This is a genomic window from Exiguobacterium sp. s192, assembly GCF_018618795.1.
In the GTDB taxonomy this organism is placed as follows: domain Bacteria; phylum Bacillota; class Bacilli; order Exiguobacteriales; family Exiguobacteriaceae; genus Exiguobacterium_A; species Exiguobacterium_A undae.
Genome location: NZ_JACSMS010000008.1, coordinates 64972 through 83455 on the forward strand (window position 1 = coordinate 64972; position 18484 = coordinate 83455).

Here is an 18484-nt window from a genome sequence, read left to right on the forward strand (position 1 = left end):
ATCCATTTGATACATAACTGTTTTATTTTACATGAAGTCCCGGCACATTACAAAGGCAAAAAAAGAAACGCCTGCTTCTCCGCCTTGATGCAAGACGAGAAACAGCCGCTTCCGAATGGTTATTTTAATTTTTCCAATTCCTCATAGAAGAGTTGGTCGAGCAAGGCAGGATTCGCCATGCCTTTTGTTTTCTTCATGATTTGACCGATGACAAACCCTTTTTTCCGGTCGCGTCCGTTGACGAGTTCTTCAACAACCGCTGGATTTGCTTCGAACATCTCAACGACAAGTCCGCGAAGCAGTCCTTCATCCGAAATTTGAGCCAGTCCTTGTTCTTCGACGTAATCACGTGGCTCGACGCCTTGTTCGATGACTGCCGTGAAGACTTGTTTCGCGATTTTTGATGAAATCGTGCCGCCGGCGATCAATTCGATCATTGCCGCAAGACGGACCGGTGTCAACTTGATCGTGTCAAACGTTTCCGTCGATTTGTTCAAGTGACCTTGGACTTCACCGACCGTCCAGTTCGCCGCTGCTTTCGGTTCCGCACCGGCTGCAATCGTCGCTTCGAAGTATTCCGCCATCTCACGTGTGACCGTCAGTTGTTTCGCGTCATACGCCGATAGACCGAGCGCTTCCTGATACCGGACACGGCGGGCATCCGGTAATTCCGGGATACCGGCACGAATCGCTTCTTTCCAGTCATGATCGAGGACCAACTTAACGAGATCCGGTTCCGGGAAGTAGCGGTAATCAGACGCGCCTTCTTTGACCCGCATCAAGACGGTTTGTTTTTTCGCTTCGTCAAAACGAAGTGTCTCCTGGCGCATGACACCGCCGGATAACAACAGCTTACGGTGGCGGTCTTCTTCAAACTCCAGACCTTTTAAGACGTTTCCGAACGAGTTTAAGTTCTTCAGCTCGGTTTTTGTCCCGAACTTCTCTTGCCCGTAGGGACGCACAGAGATGTTACAGTCGCACCGCAACGAACCTTCTTCCATCTTAACGTCCGAGACGCCAGCATACTGCAACACTTCTTTGAGACGTTCGAGATACGCGACCGCTTCTTTTGGTGAGCGCATGTCCGCTTCACTGACGATCTCGATCAACGGTGCGCCTGTCCGGTTGAAGTCGACGACCGAATGGTTGGCACCGGTGTGGTTCATCTTCCCGGCATCTTCTTCCAGGTGAACGCGTTCGATCCGGAACCGTTTTGTTTCGCCGTCCACTTCAGCATCAATGTAGCCGTCAAAACCGATTGGCTGATCAAACTGCGAAATTTGATAGGCTTTTGGCGTATCCGGATAAAAATAGTTTTTCCGGTCGAATTTCGTTTGATCGGCAACGTGACAGTTCAAAGCCATTGCCGCACGAACGGCCAGTTCGACCGCTTTTTCATTGATTTTCGGCAGGACGCCGGGATGTCCGAGACAGATCGGGCACGTCTTCGTGTTCGTTTCCGCTCCGTATTCCCGGGCACAGCCACAAAACATCTTTGTATTCGTATTTAATTCGGCATGGACCTCAATACCGATGACTGTTTCAAAGTTCATAAGGCATTCTCCTTTATAACTTCGGAAGCGCGAATCCACCGGTCGCAAGCTCAAATGCATGCGCAGCACGATAAATCGTCGCCTCGTCAAAGTGTTTTCCGATGATTTGCAGACCGACCGGTAATCCGTCGACGAGACCGGCTGGAACCGAAATCGCCGGTACACCTGCCAAATTGATCGGAATCGTCAAGATATCGTTCGCATACATCGTGACCGGATCATCGTTCTGTGCCCCGAGTTCAAAGGCTGGAGTCGGTGCAGTTGGTCCGATGATGACATCGTATTTCGCAAGGACTTGGTCAAAATCTTGTTTGATCAATGTCCGTGCTTGTTGTGCTTTTTTATAGTACGCATCGTAATAGCCTGAGCTGAGGGCATACGTTCCGAGCATGATCCGGCGTTTGACTTCGTCACCAAAACCTTGAGCGCGCGAATACTTGAAGACATCTTCGAGCGCATCGGCTTCGGCGCGGACACCATAACGGATGCCGTCGAAACGTGCCAAGTTCGATGAGGCTTCTGAAGAAGCGAGTAAGTAATATGTCGCAAGCGCATATTTCGAGTTCGGAAGCGAGACTTCATCGACCGTCGCACCAAGCGACTCAAGTTTCTTGATGGCCGTCCGGATATTCTCCTTGACGCCTTCACTGACACCTTCGCCGAAATATTCTTTCGGAACGGCAATCTTCAAGCCTTTAATGTCACCCGTCAATGCTTGAGTATAATCGGTCGGGTTGACGTTAGCCGACGTTGAATCCATGTCGCAGTGTCCGGCAATCGCACTCAATAAGTACGCATTGTCTTCGACAGTCCGTGTCACCGGTCCGATTTGATCGAGTGACGACGCGAAGGCGACGAGACCGAAACGCGAGACAAGACCGTATGTCGGTTTTAAACCGACGACACCACAATACGCAGCCGGCTGACGAATCGAACCGCCCGTATCAGAACCAAGGCTGAACAAGACTTCTCCTGCTGCGACAGCTGCCGCTGAACCGCCTGACGAACCGCCCGGTACGTGTTTTGTGTTCCACGGGTTGCGAACCGGCTTATACGCCGAGTTTTCGTTTGATGATCCCATCGCGAATTCATCCATGTTCAACTTCCCGATTGTGACGGCACCTGCTTCATGCAGCCGTTCGACGACCGTCGCATCGTGAGCCGGTACGAAGTTTTCAAGGAACTTCGAACCACATGTCGTCGTCATTCCTTTTGTGACGATGTTGTCTTTGACACCAATCGGCAAACCGAATAACGGGCTTGCTTCGTGTTTTGCGATTTCGTCCATTCGTTTTGCTTGTTCGAAAGCATCTTCATTCAGAGACAAAAAGGCTCCGATTTTTCCATCAACGCGGTCAATCCGGTCAAAGGATTCTTGGACAAGTTCAGATACTTTAACTTCCCCATCTTTGACGAGTGTGTGTAAGTTCTTTACACCATGTTCAAAAAGTGACATATCGGTGGTCTCCTCCTTATTCGAACACTGCCGGGACGCGGACTTGTCCGTCTTCCCAATCAGGTGCGAGTCGTTCTACTTCCGTACGCGGAAGTGATGGGCGTACTTCGTCTTTACGCAAGACGTTTTTGAGATCGAGGACGTGTGTCGTCGGTTCGACCCCTGTCGTATCGAGCTCATTTAATTGTTCTGCAAACCCAAGAATCTTCTCGAGTTGAACGGTAAATTGTTGAACCTCTTCATCTGTTACGGCGAGACGTGCTAAATGCGCCACATGGCGGACTTGTTCTTCATTAATCTTTGCCATCTGATTCCACCTCCGGAACTTTTTCAATATATTTTACACTATTTCTAATCATAGCACTTTTTGTCCAGACAAAAAAGACGATGGTGCATCGGGGGGAGGTCCGCACCATCGTCCTTATAGGGGTAGCAAAGCTTCCGGGCAGAAAGCTTCTAGTTATGAATTACCCAAGCTGTCGAGAAGCAAAACAAAAAATCTGAATATTCAAAACAGCATTACCAAAAAAATGAGAGAGGTTCCCCTCTCCCATTCCTCTGTGCATCGTTACACTACTTTCCGTTCTTGTTCCGCTCCTTTAAGCTGAGCTTGGACGGCATCAAATTCATCATAAATTGCCTGACTTGGCGCTTTCGTCAACAGACTACCGACAACGAGCGCAACCGTCGACGCGAAGAACGCAGGAATCATTTCATACAGGTCGGCGATATACGATGGCAGACCACTGACGTTTTGAACCATCAAAATCCATCCGATGACGACGACTGTTCCTGTAATCATCGAGGCAAGAGCCCCATGTTTGTTCATTCGGCGCCATAATAAGCTGAACAGCACGACTGGTCCAAACGCAGCACCAAATCCGGCCCAGGCATATCCGACGAGTGTTAAAATTGATTTTTGAGCACCAAACGACAACAAAATCGCAAGGACAGCAACCACGAGGACCATCACACGACCGACGACCATCAGTTCCTTATCCGACGCATTCCGCTTCAAGAACCGTTGATAAAAATCATTTGTTGCGGCACTTGATGAAACAAGTAACTGCGTCGAAATCGTTGACATGATGGCAGCGAGTAACGCTGCCAGTAACAAACCGGTCACGAACCCTGGGAATAGATCACGCGACAATTGAATGAAGACGTTCTCCGGATTTTCGAGCGTCCCGCCTTGTTGCGTGAAGTAAGCGTATCCGAACAAGCCTGTCACCATCGCGCCGACAATCGAGAACGTCATCCAGATCATCCCGACACGACGTGCTGCTTTCATCTCGTGTAAGTTCCGAATCGCCATAAAACGGACGATGATGTGGGGTTGACCAAAGTAACCGAGTCCCCACGCGAGTAATGAAACGATTCCAACAACCGTCGTTCCTTTAAACAATTCCAGTTTCGATCCGTCCGTCGAACGGATCGTCTCAAGCGTCTCATTGATCCCGCCGCTGAGTGACAACGTGACGGCTGGGACGATTAATAAGGCAATGACCATGATCATCCCTTGCACGACATCCGTCCAACTGACGGCGAGGAATCCGCCGAGGAACACATAGGCGATGACGACTCCGGCTAAAATCCATAAACCGGTCGTATATTCCAACCCAAACACCGATTCAAACAACCGACCACCGGCTACAAAACCACTTGACGCGTACATTATAAAGAATATTAAGATAACTCCAGCTGAAACGGTACGCAAAACCCCACTTTTATCGTGGAATCGTTTTTCAAAGTAGTCCGGAATCGTGATTGCATCCCCGGCATGTGCCGTATACGCACGTAAGCGTGGAGCGACGAGCAACCAGTTGGCATACGCACCGAGCAATAATCCGATGACAATCCAGCCACTGGACAGACCAGTTGCAAACATCGCCCCCGGTAATCCCATCAACAGCCACCCACTCATATCGCTTGCTCCTGCTGAGAGCGCAGTGACGACGGGACCAATCGTCCGACCTCCAAGCATATAATCATTCATGTTCTTCGTCCGATAATAGGCGATCACACCAAGCGCGACCATCAGGCCGAGATACAGCAGAATCGCAAACCACATTCCATTCATCCTTGCTCCCCCTTTTCCATGATGTAAAAAGAAAACGGGTATGCAGGTCGCATACCCGTTTCATCTATTAAACATCATTTTAGAACATTTCAGAAGTAGTTTTTGCTTGAAGGTGTAACGTCAAGTAATCTGGACCGCCTGCTTTTGAATCCGTTCCTGACATGTTGAAGCCGCCAAACGGTTGGTATCCAACGATTGCACCTGTGCAACCACGGTTGAAGTACAAGTTACCGACGTGGAAATTCGCACGTGCGTACTCTTGATTCGTCCGGTCTTGCGTGATGACAGCACCTGTCAAACCGTATTCCGTGTTGTTTGCAATATCGATCGCTTCTTTGAAGTCTTTTGCTTTCGTGAACGCCACGACCGGTCCGAAGATTTCTTCCTGCATCAGACGATCCGTCGGCTTTACATCCGCGACGATTGTCGGCGAGACGAAGTATCCTGTTGAATCGTCAGCCGTACCACCCGCTGCGATCCGGCCTTCTTGTTTCGCGACGTCGAAGTATGACGTGATTTTTTTGAAAGCAGCTGCATCGATGACCGGACCGACGTTGTTCGTCACATCAACCGGGTTCCCGATACTGAGTTTATTCGTGTTCTCGACGACTTTCGCGAGCAACTCGTCGTAGACTGAATCGAGCGCAACGACACGTGAACACGCTGAACATTTTTGACCAGAGAAACCAAATGCGGCTTTTGTGATCATATCTGCTGCGTAGTCGAGATCGGCTGACTCATCGATGACCATCGTGTCTTTTCCGCCCATTTCAGCGATGACACGTTTAAGCCAGATTTGACCGTCATTCAATTTCGAAGCACGTTCGTTGATCCGGAGTCCGACATCACGTGAACCCGTGAAGCTGATGAAACGTGTTTTCGGGTGATCGACGAGGTAGTCACCGACTTCTGCGCCCGGTCCTGGAATGAAGTTCAAGACGCCCGCCGGAAGACCTGCCTGTTCCATGACTTCAACGAATTTTGCAGCGACGACCGGTGTCGTTGATGCTGGTTTCAAGAGAATCGGGTTTCCTGCAACGATCGCAGCAACCGCTGTCCCTGCCATGATCGCAAGTGGGAAGTTCCATGGCGAGATGATGACACCGACACCAAGTGGAATGTAGTCGTACCGGTTGTATTCACCCGGACGGCTCTCGACTTTTTTACCTTCTTTTAAGACAAGCATCTGACGCGCATAGTACTCAAGGAAATCGATCGCTTCTGCTGTATCCGCATCCGCTTCGTTCCATGGTTTGCCCGCTTCTTTGACGAGATAAGCTGAGAATTCATGTTTCCGTTTCCGGATGATGTTCGCCGCTTTGAATAAGACGTCCGCACGAACACTCGGATTAACGAATTTCCACGTCTCAAATGCTTTGACTGCCGCTTGCATCGCATCTTCAGCATGCGCTTGTGTCGCTTTCGAAACGCGTCCGACGATTTCTTCTTTGTTTGCCGGATTGACAGAAACGATTTTGTCCTCTGTCGTCACGCGTTCTCCCCCGATGACGAGTGGATAATCTTTGCCAAGCTCTTTCGATACAAGAGTTAACGCCTCTTCGAACGCTTTCTTGTTTGCTTCCTGTGAGAAGTCCGTGAATGGTTCGTGTTTGTACGGAATCATCTCTATTCCCCCTTTATACTTGCTTTTAATCGCTTACATTCTCCATTGTACAGAAGCATGTCGCCGCTTACAATTATTCTAGCCAAAAAAATGAAGAAGACCGATTTGGCCCCCTTCATGTCCTGCTTATTGCTTCGCCTGTGAAAAGACGATTTCTTCGTTTTTGACGGATACTTGTACGTCTTGTCCCTGGAACAGCCAGTCATCTTGGTCGGAAACGACGAAATGAATTCCATCGACGGTTTCTTCGACTGCCGCCCGGTCAACGGCTTCCATGTGGACTCCGACTGAGAACCCTTGTGTCAGATCAGTTGATCCGCCGTATTTGGCGAAAAATCGGATCGTGTCGCCTTCTTTTGCTTCCATCTCTTCTTTGAAGTATTGTAATGCTTCGTCTGTTACGTGAATTTTCATCTTGAACCCACTCTCCTTTAGTTTAGTGTACCTATTCCCTACTCAAAAAAGCGAATTTCCTGTATGGTGAAGACACAAAGTATTGATGTTTTTCATTAGGAGGAACCAAAAATGAAACGATTGCTGACGATATTAGCGTCAACGAGTATCATCCTCGTCGGATGTGGAAACGATTCTGCTCCGTCTACTGATACTGAATCCCCGAAGTCAACGGAAACGAAACAAACCAAACAAGCGGATCAAGACGTTCTCGCTGTCTACAAGACGTACCAACAAACCGTCGGGCAGTCCGGTGCGGCTGACGCCAAAGCCCTTGCCCGGATCGAATATACCGGAGAGGAACAATTACTCCGCCCTGCCATGCTTGGTGCTAAAAACTTAAAAATCAAACCGGGTAAGGTCGTCAAAAGCTTTCAAGAAGGGAATGTAGCTTACGTCATTCACGAGTTTAACGATGAAGACGGTTCCCCCCTCCCGAACCGGGCGTCCAAGCTGTTTTTGAAGCAGGAAGATGAATGGAAGGTCGTCATCGTCCCGACGACATTTGAGCCTGCAGTCTTTACGACACTCGCCTCGATGTTTGATTCCTTTAATGCCGACGAATATGGGGTCAACGCGAAAGCCGCGGAAGCCGTCGGGAATACGAAAGAAGATCAACAAGACGAAGTCTTCACACGCGTCAATGCCCAGACAGACTATATGGCGCTTGAGATGAACAGCAACATCTTGATGATTTACGGTCAAGCCCTCGGCAATGAAGGAAATCCGGAGACACTGGTCGACTATTATGAAGATTACGCCGACTGGTACCGTGATGAACAAGCCTTGTTGCTAAAGACGGCAAAAGCCGGCACGGATTTCGAAAAATATTTGATTGCTCTTGACCCTTTAAAAGAAAGCCTGCAAAAGAAGCTCGAAAAATACGCCGACCAGTTAAACATGGAACTCGGCTGAGGAGGACTATTCATGAACAAACTTGATTTCACACTGCCTAATGCACAAGGAGACTTGATTTCGTTAAGTGATTACCGCGGCAAAAAAGTCATCCTCTACTTCTATCCCAAAGATTCTACACCGGGCTGTACGACAGAAGCCTGTGATTTCCGTGACGCAACGGAAGCCTTCGCTGCGAAAAATACCGTCATCCTCGGTATTTCGGCTGACAGTCAAAAACGGCACCAGAACTTTATTTCGAAATACGAACTTCCATTCGAGTTATTGTCCGATGTCGAGCATACCGTCTGTGAACAGTATGGCGTCTGGCAACTTAAAAAGAATTACGGAAAGGAATATTATGGAATTGTTCGCTCGACGTTTTTAATTAACGAATCAGGTGAACTAATTCAGGAGTGGCGTTCTGTAAAAGTCAAAGACCATGTCGCAGAAGCACTTTCCTTTCTTGACCAACTCGATTGATCGACCCGAAAACACGCGAAGCGATTCGCGTGTTTTCATTTTCAATTCCTATTTCCTTCCCAATATTATCCTCCCTAAAAAATTATTTTTACAAAAAAAACGTTGATAACACATGAAATTTTAATGATTTTGAAATAATCTGAAAATAAGCTATTGATTTTTCTGAATATTGTATTTATTATTGGTAACAAGTTGATCCGGTGCTTTCCTTCAACAAATAAAAGGCGATGACCCCTCTTATTTTTTATAGGACACCGGATCGCTATTCTAATCGGTACTCATATTTCAATCATATATATTCATTCTTGGGAGGGAACTTATTATTATGAAGAAGAAAAAGACACTCGCACTCGTTGGTGCCCTGACAATCGCTGGATCAAGCCTTGCTGCTTGTAGTTCTACGGACGACTCAAAAGAGACATCAGGTTCTACGGATACGAAAAAAGCATCGGACAAACAAGTCCTTAACCTGACAAGCGGTTCAGATATCCCGGCACTCAGCCCAACCGTTGCAACGGACTCCGTTTCATTCACAGTCCTCAATAACGTTCAAGAAGGTCTGTTCCGCCTTGATGAGAAACAAGAAGCAACACCTGGTGTCGCTGAAAGTGTAGACGTCTCTGAAGATGGTCTTACATACACATTCAAATTACGTGATTCAAAGTGGTCGGACGGAAGTGACGTCACGGCGAAAGACTTCGAGTATGCCTGGAAACGTGTCCTTGATCCAAAAAGCGGATCGCAATATGCGTACATCATGTATATCATCGACGGTGCAGAAGCGTACAACACTGGAAAAGGAAAACCAGCTGATGTCGGCGTCAAAGCAGTGGACGACAAAACACTTGAAGTTAAGCTGACACAACCGGCTGAATACTTTAAAGCGTTGACGGGCTTCGGTTCGTTCATGCCGCTCAAACAAGAATTCGTCGAAGAAAAAGGAAAAGACTTTGCGACAAACCCAGAAAACTTCCTCTACAACGGACCGTTCCAACTCACGGACTGGAAAACAGAAGTCGGCTGGAGCTACAAGAAAAACGATCAGTACTGGGATGCCGACACGGTTAAACTTGAAGAAGTGAACTACAAAGTCGTCAAGGAAGTTTCGACTTCCGTCAACCTCTATGAAAAAGGTGACATCGACACAGTCGGTCTGACAAGTGAGTTCGTTGATCAGTATAAAGACAGTGATGAGTTCGACACACGTCTTGATGCTTCGATGTACTACATCCAAATGAACTTCAAAAATGAACTGCTCAAAAACAAAGACATCCGGAAAGCAATCGATTCTGGTTACGACAAAGAGCAGATGGCAGCAGTTCTTTTGAACAACGGATCAATCCCTGCCTACTACTATGTGCCTAAAGAATTCGCAAAAGGTCCGGACGGAAAAGACTTCCGTGACGGCAACGAAGGATTCGGCTCATTCGACGCTTCATCTGCAAAAGCTTCGTTCGAGAAAGGTCTGAAAGACGTCGGCAAGAAGACAGTCAAACTTGAACTTCTCTCGTATGATGACGACAACTCGAAGAAAATCTCTGAGTACCTCAAAGGCGAGTGGGAGAAAAACCTTCCGGGTCTTGAAGTTACAATCAAACAACAGCCGTTTAAAAACAAGCTGGAGCTTGAATCAAAAGGCGAGTTCGAACTTTCATTCGCTGGTTGGGGACCTGACTATCAGGATCCGATGACATTCCTCGATATGTGGATGACAGGTGGACCGTACAACCGCGGTGGCTACTCAAGCGACCAGTATGATTCACTCATCAAATCGGCAATGAAGGAAACGGATGCTGAGAAACGTTGGCAGTCCCTCAAAGACGCAGAGAAAGTTTTACTTGAAGACGATCAAGCGATCTCGGTTATGTACCAACGCGGTGCTTCACTCTTACGTAAGCCTTACGTCAAGGGAATCGTTAACCACAAAGTGGGTGCGGATACTTCGTTCAAATGGACATACATCGAAGGAAAATAAGCAGGACTTCAGACCAGACCGCCATATGCGTGTCTGGTCTTTTTTTCCATATGAGTCAAATGAACTGTTTTTATATCATTCATTAAAAATTGATAACATTCTGTTTTCATTTGAATTACTTCCATTTATACTTAGCTGAAGAATGATTTTCACTTTATTTACAATATTTCACGGTAATTATTCATAATTAATGGAAAAGCGCCGATATATTCTATACAGAGGACTTTTGCCTCAACTATTACGATTGACTAGGAAGGAGGACTCACCCTTGAAACAACGTGTACTTACGAGTCAGCAAGCATGGACGGAGGAACAATTGGAAATGATCCAAGCCATCCAAGCATTGGGCGAGCTGATTCAAGACCGTCCCCGCCGGACGATTTACCGTCGCTACGCCATCGAACATGGTTGGCCACAACCTGAGACCATCATCCGTCAGTTCGGTTCTTGGCCGGAAGCCTTATCCGCAGCCGGATACGAATGGCATATCGATCAGCAACCGGAAGAACTCGAGCGTGCTCCAAAATATACGAAAGATGAAATCTTAAAATCGTTTCATCGTTACGCTCAAGATGTCGGTTCGACGATCACATTAAAGAAGTATCAGATCTGGCGAAAATCGGTTCATCATGCCCCGAGTCATTATCATATCGTGAAGATGTTCGGGTCATGGCATGATGCCTGTACGGCAGCCGGATTAGAAGCCAGTGTGACGTATTCAAAAGCAGAACTTGCCGCTTCACTTCGCCAAGCGATCGAAGAAGTCGGTTTCTCCCTCTCATTCGAAGCATACCGCGAATGGGCAAAACGCAACAACAAACCCTCGACCAAAGCGTTGCTGCACCGCTATGGTTCATGGTCGGCTGCGATTCATGCCATCGAAAGTGAAATCCGGATCAGTAAACAACAGGCTCAATAATCTTGCTTTTATTCTTTATTTTAACGATTCGACGAACACGCCTCGTTCTTTCATCAGAACGAGGCGTGTTTTATTTCCATCGTCTTTCGACTGCCTTCTCCTCTCAACGACAAAAAAAGAACCGCTGATCATTCAGCGGTTCTTGCGTCTCTTCATCAAACGACACGTTCTTTCCATTCCTGATACGATGCGACACGATCTCGTCCTTGGAACTTCGCACCAATGTACATCGCGCGGTCCGCATTCCGGATCAGGCTCGCTAAATCACCGAGCTCGTTTAATGTATCGATTCCGATGCTGGCTGTGATGTTTAATGTATGTTCCTCGATTTGAATCGGATTGGCATGAAGCGTCTCACGAATCCGTTCGGCGACGATTTGTGCGGAATCAAGATCGGTGTTCGGCAATAAGACGACAAACTCTTCACCACCATACCGGGCGACGAGATCCGTGATGCGTGTCGCCTGCATCAAAAGTTTGGCGACTTCGAACAACACGACGTCCCCTACTTCGTGCCCATACGTATCATTGATTTGCTTGAAGTGATCCAAATCAATCATTAAGGCCGAGAACGGATAGAGGTCCCGTTGTCTGATCCGTCGATCGCCCCACTCCTGTAAGGCACGGTAGTTCGGCAATTTGGTCATCGCATCAGTCCGGCTGTCCGTCAAGAGGCGTTCCCGCTCCTGCGCCCGTTCGACGGCCCAAGACAGCACACGTAACGCCCGGTACAGTTCATAGCCAAAATCTTTTGTGAATTCACCGCTCGCCTCGGATGCCAAGAATAAGGAGCAGTTGATTTTTTCCGTTGCTTCCGGCTGAATGAATAAAATGGACTGGGTTTCTTCCGGAACACAATCATAGAGACGGATATCCCATTCTTGCTGCATGCCATATAGCAGCACTTCTTCTTTTTCTTCGATGATTTCTTCGATGACAATCCCCCGGACATGATCGGCTTTTAATTTCCGCCCATCCTTCAACGAATAGTAAACGGAATGACCATCACTGAAGTCAAACTTGATCCAGGCGATATCAGGACGAACAAAATGATTTAATTGCCGGAGATACCGCTCGATGATGAACTGAGCATCGCCGTCTTTCCAGGCCGCTTCTTTTAAACGTTCAATTTGTTCCCAGTGTTCCATCCGATCACTAGCATGAACGGAACTGCCGAGTGAACGTTTGATGATGAAGAGCGCAAAGGCGGTCATGACCAGACCACTGTTTCCGTTGTTTTGCACCATCAATGTACTGAAAACACCAAACAATAACTCTGCCCCGATGACGACAGCTTCAAAACGTAATAACGGTAACATGACACTGCTCGGAATATTTTCACCGAGTAAAAAATTCGATAGTTTGTATTGGAACAATAAGACACACCATAAAATCACGACCATGACGAGCAATGGTCCAAGATTCTGAATCAAGGTGAAATCTTGCCCGTGTGTGCCGCCTAACGCATTGTAGGCAAGCCCTGCCGGCAAGATCAATAATAATTCGAGCGTGACGTTAAACGGATAATTATGTAGCATACGTCTCCGTCCGATTGCCGTGTGAACAGTCCGTAATTGATAAATCAACATCGTTAATTGACCGACACAGACGGCTGATAATAAACCATATGTTAAAAAAGTAAAAAGAACGAATCCAAAATGAAAGGTAAAACTCATATGTCTTCTGCGAACCGGATCAATGACAAAAATCGTAGCCAAGACCACAACCAGCATGAATGTAAAAAAATCGATACTCGGACTGTAATCTCTTGTTTTCGCCAGTAGGTCTATCCCAATGACCACAAGAAAAAAGACAATCCAGCTTCGAAGGAGATATTGTTGAAAGCGACGCACGTTGACTTCCCCTTCCCAAAACATTTTTGTATATAAATGGAAAACACAATTTTATTATTCCTTACCTGAGCATGGAAGTCTATTCTGAACGCGCTAATTTGTTACACTGATAATAGAGGTGATCATTCAGTGACTAATCAATTTACAAAAGAAGCATTTAATGCGTTTCAAATCGATGGACTGGAACAACGGATGGAGGCGATTCGGGAACGGATACAGCCCGTCTTCAGACAGATCGGGCAAGACGTTTCTCCTGATTTAACCGTTCATCTTGCAGAAGATATGTATGTGCATATCGCACAGCATGCACGTCGGAAAGTAAATCCACCCAATGATACGTGGATGGCCTTTTCTCCTAACAAAAGAGGGTATAAAAAACATCCTCATTTTCAAGTCGGTCTGTTCGATGACCACTTATTCATCTGGTTGGCCTATATTTACGAGCTTCCGAACAAATCACAGTACGCGACCAAGTTGTTGGAACAGCAGCAGCTCCTGCATGCGCTCCCGTCTGACTTCGTCATTTCCTATGACCATATGAAAAAGGACGCACAGCCGATTGATGAGACGACGCTCGAGCAAGGTCTCGTCCGCTTCCGGGATGTAAAAAAGGCAGAGTTTTTAGTCGGTCGCCATGTCTCGGCAGATCAAGTCAGTGCGATGTCACATGATGACTTAGTCCAGATGATTCGAAATACCTACGAACAACTCGTCCCAATCTATAAAAAGATTAAATAAAAAGGATGGCCTAAAAGGTCATCCTTTGTTCGTTAGTTATATTTTACTAGAATTGACATGACTTGTGTACGGTCAGAATTTAAATTTAGATAAATGTTGACCTGTTTCGTCGAAACCGTCATGACATTAAACGTTTTATCGAGCTTGGCCGTTGAATAGGCTTTTTGAACTTCTTTGACAGAGACTGTTCGATCAACTGCTTTCGGGTTGTAGACGATTGCCGAAACTTTCGCTTTCCGATCCGGCACGCCGAATGTTGAACAATAATGAACGGCTTTGTTTGGTGTGACTAAGCCTTTCCCGCTTTGGCACCACGTCGAGTTTCTTTCCCCTTTATACGCGTTATGTACCTGAGCTAAAGTCGTCTGTTCGAGTTTCACTTTGTTGTCGGTCGATTTTGCTTGTGTCGCACTTGTTTTGATTTGTTTCAACCAATCGACGTCCGTCGGTTTGGCAGCTTCTGCAGATTCGTTATATGAAGGACCTGAGACAAGGCTCACGGTAAGTGCGGCAGTTAAGATAAGACCAAAAATTTGTTTCATGATGTACTCCCCCTTGAATTGCTTGATAAATATCTCATTCCCCCATTTTTGAAATACTATTCACTTTCAATACATTTTTTTAAAAAATATTTTAAAAAAAGTTGTCACCTTAAAAGGCGACAACTTTTCTTTGTTATTTCTTATGCATCTTAAACTCTAAAAATAGCTCATTATAATGAGCCAACATTTCTTTACCGAGATTTTCATATACTTCTAGTGTATCCGTGACTTCTTTGTTCGGATAAAAACGTTCATCTTCCCGCACTTCTTTATCCAGTAATTTCAGAGCCGCTGCGTTCGGTGTCGAGTAGCCGACGTAATCGGCATTCTTCGCCGCATTCTCCGGCTCAAGCATGAAGTCGATGAACTGGTGCGCCCCGTCCACATTTTTCGCTGTTTTCGGAATGACGATATTATCGAACCAGACATTGGAACCTTCTTTCGGAATCACATAGTTTAAATTTTCATTTTCACTCATGATTTCATTGGCATCACCCGACCAGACCACGCCGATTCCGGCTTCTTCGTTTGCAAGCAGCAATTTGATTTCATCACCGACAATCGCTTTGATGTTTGGCGTCAACTCCATCAAGTTGGCTTTTGCCGCCTGCAGCTTCGTTTCGTCCGTTTCGTTCAACGAATGACCGAGGCTGTTTAAACTCATCCCCATCACTTCGCGTGCTCCGTCAGCCAGAAGAATTTGATTTTTTAAAGCCGGATCCCAAAGATCTTTCCAACTCGTTGGTTGTTTCCCGTCAATCAATTTCTCGTTATAGACGATACCTACCGTTCCCCAAAAGTAAGGGATCGAGTAGCGATTGCCCGGATCAAACGATAAATCCAAGAAACGTTCATCGATGTTTTTGAGATTCGGGATTTTCGTCTGATCAATCGGCAGGACCAACTCTTCATCGATCATCTTCGCGATGGCATAATCGGAAGGAACCGCAATGTCATACGTTGTCCCGCCCTGTTCGACTTTCGTCAGCATCGCTTCGTTCGAATCAAACGTTTGGTAAACGACTTTGATACCCGACTCTTTTTCAAACTGGTCAATCAGTTCAGGATCGATATAATCGCCCCAGTTATAGATGTTCAAGACATTTTCACCCGAATACCCTTGTGTCGCGTTTAACCGGTTCAAAGCAAATAAAATGATCCCCGATATTAGAAAAATCGCGACGAACAATTGAATAAGTTTTTTCATCGGTTATTTCACCTCCGGTCGGGACAGCTTCATCGCAGCACGTTGGTTTAAGAAGTAGTAGCCGATGACAAGCAGGAACGTGAACAGGAAAATCACTGTCGATAAGGCATTGATTTTCATTGAAATTCCTTGTCGGGCGAGTGAATAAATTTCAACGGACAAGGTCGTGAATCCGTTCCCCGTCACAAAAAACGTCACGGCAAAATCATCAAGCGAATACGTCAACGCCGTAAAGAATCCGGCAAAGATTCCCGGCGTGATGTACGGCAGGATGACCTTCGTCAAGACATCGAGTCGGCTTGCGCCCAAATCACGCGCCGCATCGACGAGCGTCGGACTCATCTCCTGCAGTTTCGGAAGAACCAAAATGACGACGATCGGGACGGAAAACGCAATATGCGATAACAATACCGACGTAAACCCGAGTTTAATCCCAAGCATCGTAAAGAAAATCAAGAACGATGCCCCGATGATGACGTCCGGACTGACGATTAAGATGCTGTTGAGCGTCAACAGCGACGTCTCAATCCGCTTGCGTCGGACCGCCTGAATTCCGATCGCCCCAAATACACCGATAATCGTGGAAATCGCTGCCGATAAGAGGGCAATGACCAAGGTGTTCAAGACGATGATCAAAAGCCGTGAATCCTGGAAAACTTCTTTGTACCAGTCCCAAGTGAAGGACTCGAAATTTGTCATGTTATCGGCACTGTTGAACGAGTAAAATGCCAGGTAAAGAATCGGTGCGTACAAGATGATGAAGACACCGATTAAATAGAGATTCGCTAGTTTCAGTCGTTTCATCACGTTGTCGCCCCTTTCTTCCGTTTTGTGCTCGTCAAAGCAAGAATGATGGCCATTGCGATGATCAAGAAGACGGCGATCGTCGCACCCATGCCCCAGTTCTGCGTGACGAGGAATTGTTGCTCAATCGCTGTCCCCAGCGTGATGACACGGTTCCCGGCAATCAGACGTGTAATCATGAACAGCGACAGCGCCGGAATGAAGACGAGCTGACAGCCTGATTTGACGCCGTCAAGCGTCAACGGGAAGACAACCCGGCGGAACGTCATGAAGTTTGAAGCCCCGAGATCCCGTGCCGCAAAGACAAGCGATGGATTGAGTTTTTCAAGCGCATTAAAAATCGGCAGAATCATAAACGGAATGAAGATGTAGACGGAAACGAACACAAAGCTGAAATCCGTGAACAAAATCTGTTGCCGACCGATGCCGATCGCTTCAAGCGTCTGGTTCGCCAGTCCGTACGTACTGAACAGACCGATGAAGGCATACGCTTTAAGCAATAAGTTGATCCATGTCGGTAAGATAATCAACAATAACCAGAGTTGCTTATGTTTCGTTTTCGTCAGCAGATACGCCGTCGGATAACCGATAGCGAGTGAAAATACCGTGATTAAAAAGGCATACCAAAATGAACTTAACGTCATTGTCAAATAGGTTGAGCTGAAGAACTTTTGATAGTTAATGAGCGAAAAGTTCCCTTCAAGATCCAAAAACGAATAATAGACGACAAGGACGATCGGCGCGATGACGAACAGCGCAATCCAAAAACTATACGGGATGAGATACCAGTTGCGTGTTTTTTGCATCAGAGCACCCCGTCGTAGGATTCCAGACGTTTATCAAATTCCTCTTCCGTCTCATTCAGACGCATGACGTGGATTGCTTCCGGATCAAACGTCAGACCGATTTGTTCGCCGACGGTCGCTTTTTTCGTACTGTGAACGAGCCACTCGTTTCCGACCTCGTCCATGCAGGCAATCTCATAATGAACGCCGCGGAATAACTGGGAATCGACCGTGACACGTAACTTCCCTTGCGCAACACCCGTGATCTCCAGGTCTTCCGGACGGATGACGATTTCAACCGGCTCATTCAACTCAAGCCCCCGGTCGACACAATCAAATTCGTTTTCCGCGAACGATACGCGGTAATCCGACAGCATCCGGCCCGGGATGATGTTCGATTCGCCGATGAAGTCCGCGACGAAGCGGTTGATCGGTTCATCGTAAATATCCGTCGGTGTTCCCGATTGTTGAATCAGACCGTGATTCAGGACAAAGATTTCATCCGACATCGCCAGTGCTTCCTCTTGGTCGTGTGTGACGAAGATGAATGTGATGCCGAGACGACGTTGTAAATCCCGTAGTTCATATTGCATCTCGGTCCGGAGTTTTAAATCGAGTGCCGATAACGGTTCATCCAGCAAGATGACTTCCGGCTCATTGACGATGGCCCGGGCAATCGCTACCCGTTGACGTTGTCCACCCGACATTTCTGTGATTTCCCGCGATTCATATCCGGACAAATTGACGAACTTCAACGCATCAAGCACACGTGTCTTGATTTCCGCTTCCTTCATCTTCTTGATCCGCAGACCAAATGCGATGTTTTCAAAAACATTTAAATGTGGGAACAAAGCATAATCCTGAAAAACCGTATTGACCTGTCGTTTATTGGCAGGAACATCATTGATTCGTTTCCCGTTAAACAGAATATCGCCTTCCGTCGCCTCCGTGAATCCGGCAATCAGGCGTAAGACGGTGGTCTTTCCGCAACCCGATGGTCCGAGCAAGGTATAGAATTTTCCGCGTTCGATCTCAAAACTGACCCGATCGAGGACGGTCTGATCGTCAAACCGTTTTGTCACGTCTGTAAATTGAATGATTGTGTTCTCTGCCAAGTT

Annotated in this window: 17 protein-coding genes; 5 read left to right on the forward strand and 12 right to left on the reverse strand. The window is 46.9% G+C overall.

All coding sequences use genetic code 11. From position 1 onward, the window contains the following. Positions 1-119 precede the first annotated feature (119 nt). From gatB to KNP87_RS12895, 6 genes are all read right to left on the reverse strand, one after another. Positions 120-1553 carry an Asp-tRNA(Asn)/Glu-tRNA(Gln) amidotransferase subunit GatB gene (gatB, locus tag KNP87_RS12870; protein WP_214721919.1) on the reverse strand — a complete coding sequence of 478 codons (1434 nt, stop codon included), beginning with the start codon at positions 1551-1553 and terminating at the stop codon, positions 120-122. A 13-nt stretch (positions 1554-1566) separates the two neighbouring features. Continuing rightward, positions 1567-3009: an Asp-tRNA(Asn)/Glu-tRNA(Gln) amidotransferase subunit GatA gene (gene gatA, locus KNP87_RS12875; RefSeq protein ID WP_214721920.1), complete on the reverse strand. Its 1443-nt coding sequence runs from the start codon at positions 3007-3009 to the stop codon at positions 1567-1569. 16 nt (positions 3010-3025) lie between these two features. Next, positions 3026-3316: an Asp-tRNA(Asn)/Glu-tRNA(Gln) amidotransferase subunit GatC gene (gatC, locus tag KNP87_RS12880; protein WP_014971273.1), complete on the reverse strand. Its 291-nt coding sequence runs from the start codon at positions 3314-3316 to the stop codon at positions 3026-3028. Between the two features lie 261 nt (positions 3317-3577). Next, complete coding sequence (gene putP, locus KNP87_RS12885) at positions 3578-5089, reverse strand: sodium/proline symporter PutP (RefSeq protein WP_285801250.1); 1512 nt, start codon at positions 5087-5089, stop codon at positions 3578-3580. Positions 5090-5168: 79 nt separating this feature from the next. Continuing rightward, complete coding sequence (pruA, locus tag KNP87_RS12890) at positions 5169-6713, reverse strand: L-glutamate gamma-semialdehyde dehydrogenase (protein WP_028105707.1); 1545 nt, start codon at positions 6711-6713, stop codon at positions 5169-5171. Between the two features lie 126 nt (positions 6714-6839). Beyond that, complete coding sequence (locus KNP87_RS12895; RefSeq protein WP_026832068.1) at positions 6840-7127, reverse strand: HesB/YadR/YfhF family protein; 288 nt, start codon at positions 7125-7127, stop codon at positions 6840-6842. 111 nt (positions 7128-7238) lie between these two features. Between KNP87_RS12895 and KNP87_RS12900 the strand changes: the two genes are divergently transcribed. The 4 genes from KNP87_RS12900 to KNP87_RS12915 all read left to right on the forward strand — a co-directional run bounded on the left by KNP87_RS12900 (position 7239) and on the right by KNP87_RS12915 (position 11437). Then, a complete protein-coding gene (locus tag KNP87_RS12900) occupies positions 7239-8081 on the forward strand; it encodes a hypothetical protein (RefSeq protein ID WP_214721921.1) in 843 nt (280 codons plus the stop codon). 12 nt (positions 8082-8093) lie between these two features. Beyond that, entirely contained in the window at positions 8094-8543 is a 450-nt protein-coding gene (gene bcp / locus KNP87_RS12905) for a thioredoxin-dependent thiol peroxidase (protein ID WP_026832066.1), read from the forward strand. A gap of 325 nt (positions 8544-8868) precedes the next feature. Further along, the gene (locus KNP87_RS12910; protein ID WP_214721922.1) at positions 8869-10518 is read left to right on the forward strand and encodes a peptide ABC transporter substrate-binding protein; all 1650 of its coding nucleotides are present in this window, start codon (positions 8869-8871) and stop codon (positions 10516-10518) included. A 268-nt stretch (positions 10519-10786) separates the two neighbouring features. Continuing rightward, positions 10787-11437, forward strand: coding sequence for a homing endonuclease associated repeat-containing protein (locus KNP87_RS12915; protein WP_028105704.1), 651 nt, complete (start codon positions 10787-10789; stop codon positions 11435-11437). Positions 11438-11592: 155 nt separating this feature from the next. Here the strand turns inward: KNP87_RS12915 and KNP87_RS12920 are convergent, their stop codons facing one another. Continuing rightward, positions 11593-13170 carry a GGDEF domain-containing protein gene (locus tag KNP87_RS12920; RefSeq protein ID WP_251135605.1) on the reverse strand — a complete coding sequence of 526 codons (1578 nt, stop codon included), beginning with the start codon at positions 13168-13170 and terminating at the stop codon, positions 11593-11595. Positions 13171-13419: 249 nt separating this feature from the next. Here KNP87_RS12920 and KNP87_RS12925 point away from each other — a divergent pair, with 249 nt between their 5' ends. Next, positions 13420-14028 (forward strand): YktB family protein, encoded by a 609-nt coding sequence (locus KNP87_RS12925; protein WP_026832062.1) that lies wholly within the window; start codon positions 13420-13422, stop codon positions 14026-14028. Positions 14029-14060: 32 nt separating this feature from the next. On the opposite strand, the gene KNP87_RS12930 is transcribed toward KNP87_RS12925, so the two are convergent. From KNP87_RS12930 to KNP87_RS12950, 5 genes are all read right to left on the reverse strand, one after another. After that, complete coding sequence (locus KNP87_RS12930) at positions 14061-14570, reverse strand: hypothetical protein (RefSeq protein ID WP_026832061.1); 510 nt, start codon at positions 14568-14570, stop codon at positions 14061-14063. 133 nt (positions 14571-14703) lie between these two features. Next, positions 14704-15777, reverse strand: coding sequence for an ABC transporter substrate-binding protein (locus KNP87_RS12935; RefSeq protein ID WP_028105702.1), 1074 nt, complete (start codon positions 15775-15777; stop codon positions 14704-14706). A gap of 3 nt (positions 15778-15780) precedes the next feature. Then, positions 15781-16581: an ABC transporter permease gene (locus KNP87_RS12940; RefSeq protein WP_251135606.1), complete on the reverse strand. Its 801-nt coding sequence runs from the start codon at positions 16579-16581 to the stop codon at positions 15781-15783. Beyond that, positions 16581-17387, reverse strand: coding sequence for an ABC transporter permease (locus tag KNP87_RS12945; protein WP_214721924.1), 807 nt, complete (start codon positions 17385-17387; stop codon positions 16581-16583). The genes KNP87_RS12940 and KNP87_RS12945 overlap by 1 nt, the downstream gene beginning before the upstream one ends. Next, positions 17387-18481: an ABC transporter ATP-binding protein gene (locus KNP87_RS12950; RefSeq protein ID WP_214721925.1), complete on the reverse strand. Its 1095-nt coding sequence runs from the start codon at positions 18479-18481 to the stop codon at positions 17387-17389. Before KNP87_RS12950 ends, KNP87_RS12945 begins: the two co-directional genes overlap by 1 nt. Positions 18482-18484 lie beyond the last annotated feature (3 nt).

Bases quoted from the DNA above. Each gene is read 5' to 3' on its own strand.
- gatB (WP_214721919.1), bottom strand. From the start codon at position 1,553: ATGAACTTTGAAACAGTCATCGGTATTGAGGTCCATGCCGAATTAAAT.
- gatA (WP_214721920.1), bottom strand. From the start codon at position 3,009: ATGTCACTTTTTGAACATGGTGTAAAGAACTTACACACACTCGTCAAA.
- gatC (WP_014971273.1), bottom strand. From the start codon at position 3,316: ATGGCAAAGATTAATGAAGAACAAGTCCGCCATGTGGCGCATTTAGCA.
- putP (WP_285801250.1), bottom strand. From the start codon at position 5,089: ATGAATGGAATGTGGTTTGCGATTCTGCTGTATCTCGGCCTGATGGTC.
- pruA (WP_028105707.1), bottom strand. From the start codon at position 6,713: ATGATTCCGTACAAACACGAACCATTCACGGACTTCTCACAGGAAGCA.
- KNP87_RS12895 (WP_026832068.1), bottom strand. From the start codon at position 7,127: ATGAAAATTCACGTAACAGACGAAGCATTACAATACTTCAAAGAAGAG.
- KNP87_RS12900 (WP_214721921.1), top strand. From the start codon at position 7,239: ATGAAACGATTGCTGACGATATTAGCGTCAACGAGTATCATCCTCGTC.
- bcp (WP_026832066.1), top strand. From the start codon at position 8,094: ATGAACAAACTTGATTTCACACTGCCTAATGCACAAGGAGACTTGATT.
- KNP87_RS12910 (WP_214721922.1), top strand. From the start codon at position 8,869: ATGAAGAAGAAAAAGACACTCGCACTCGTTGGTGCCCTGACAATCGCT.
- KNP87_RS12920 (WP_251135605.1), bottom strand. From the start codon at position 13,170: ATGCTGGTTGTGGTCTTGGCTACGATTTTTGTCATTGATCCGGTTCGC.
- KNP87_RS12930 (WP_026832061.1), bottom strand. From the start codon at position 14,570: ATGAAACAAATTTTTGGTCTTATCTTAACTGCCGCACTTACCGTGAGC.
- KNP87_RS12935 (WP_028105702.1), bottom strand. From the start codon at position 15,777: ATGAAAAAACTTATTCAATTGTTCGTCGCGATTTTTCTAATATCGGGG.
- KNP87_RS12940 (WP_251135606.1), bottom strand. From the start codon at position 16,581: ATGAAACGACTGAAACTAGCGAATCTCTATTTAATCGGTGTCTTCATC.
- KNP87_RS12945 (WP_214721924.1), bottom strand. From the start codon at position 17,387: ATGCAAAAAACACGCAACTGGTATCTCATCCCGTATAGTTTTTGGATT.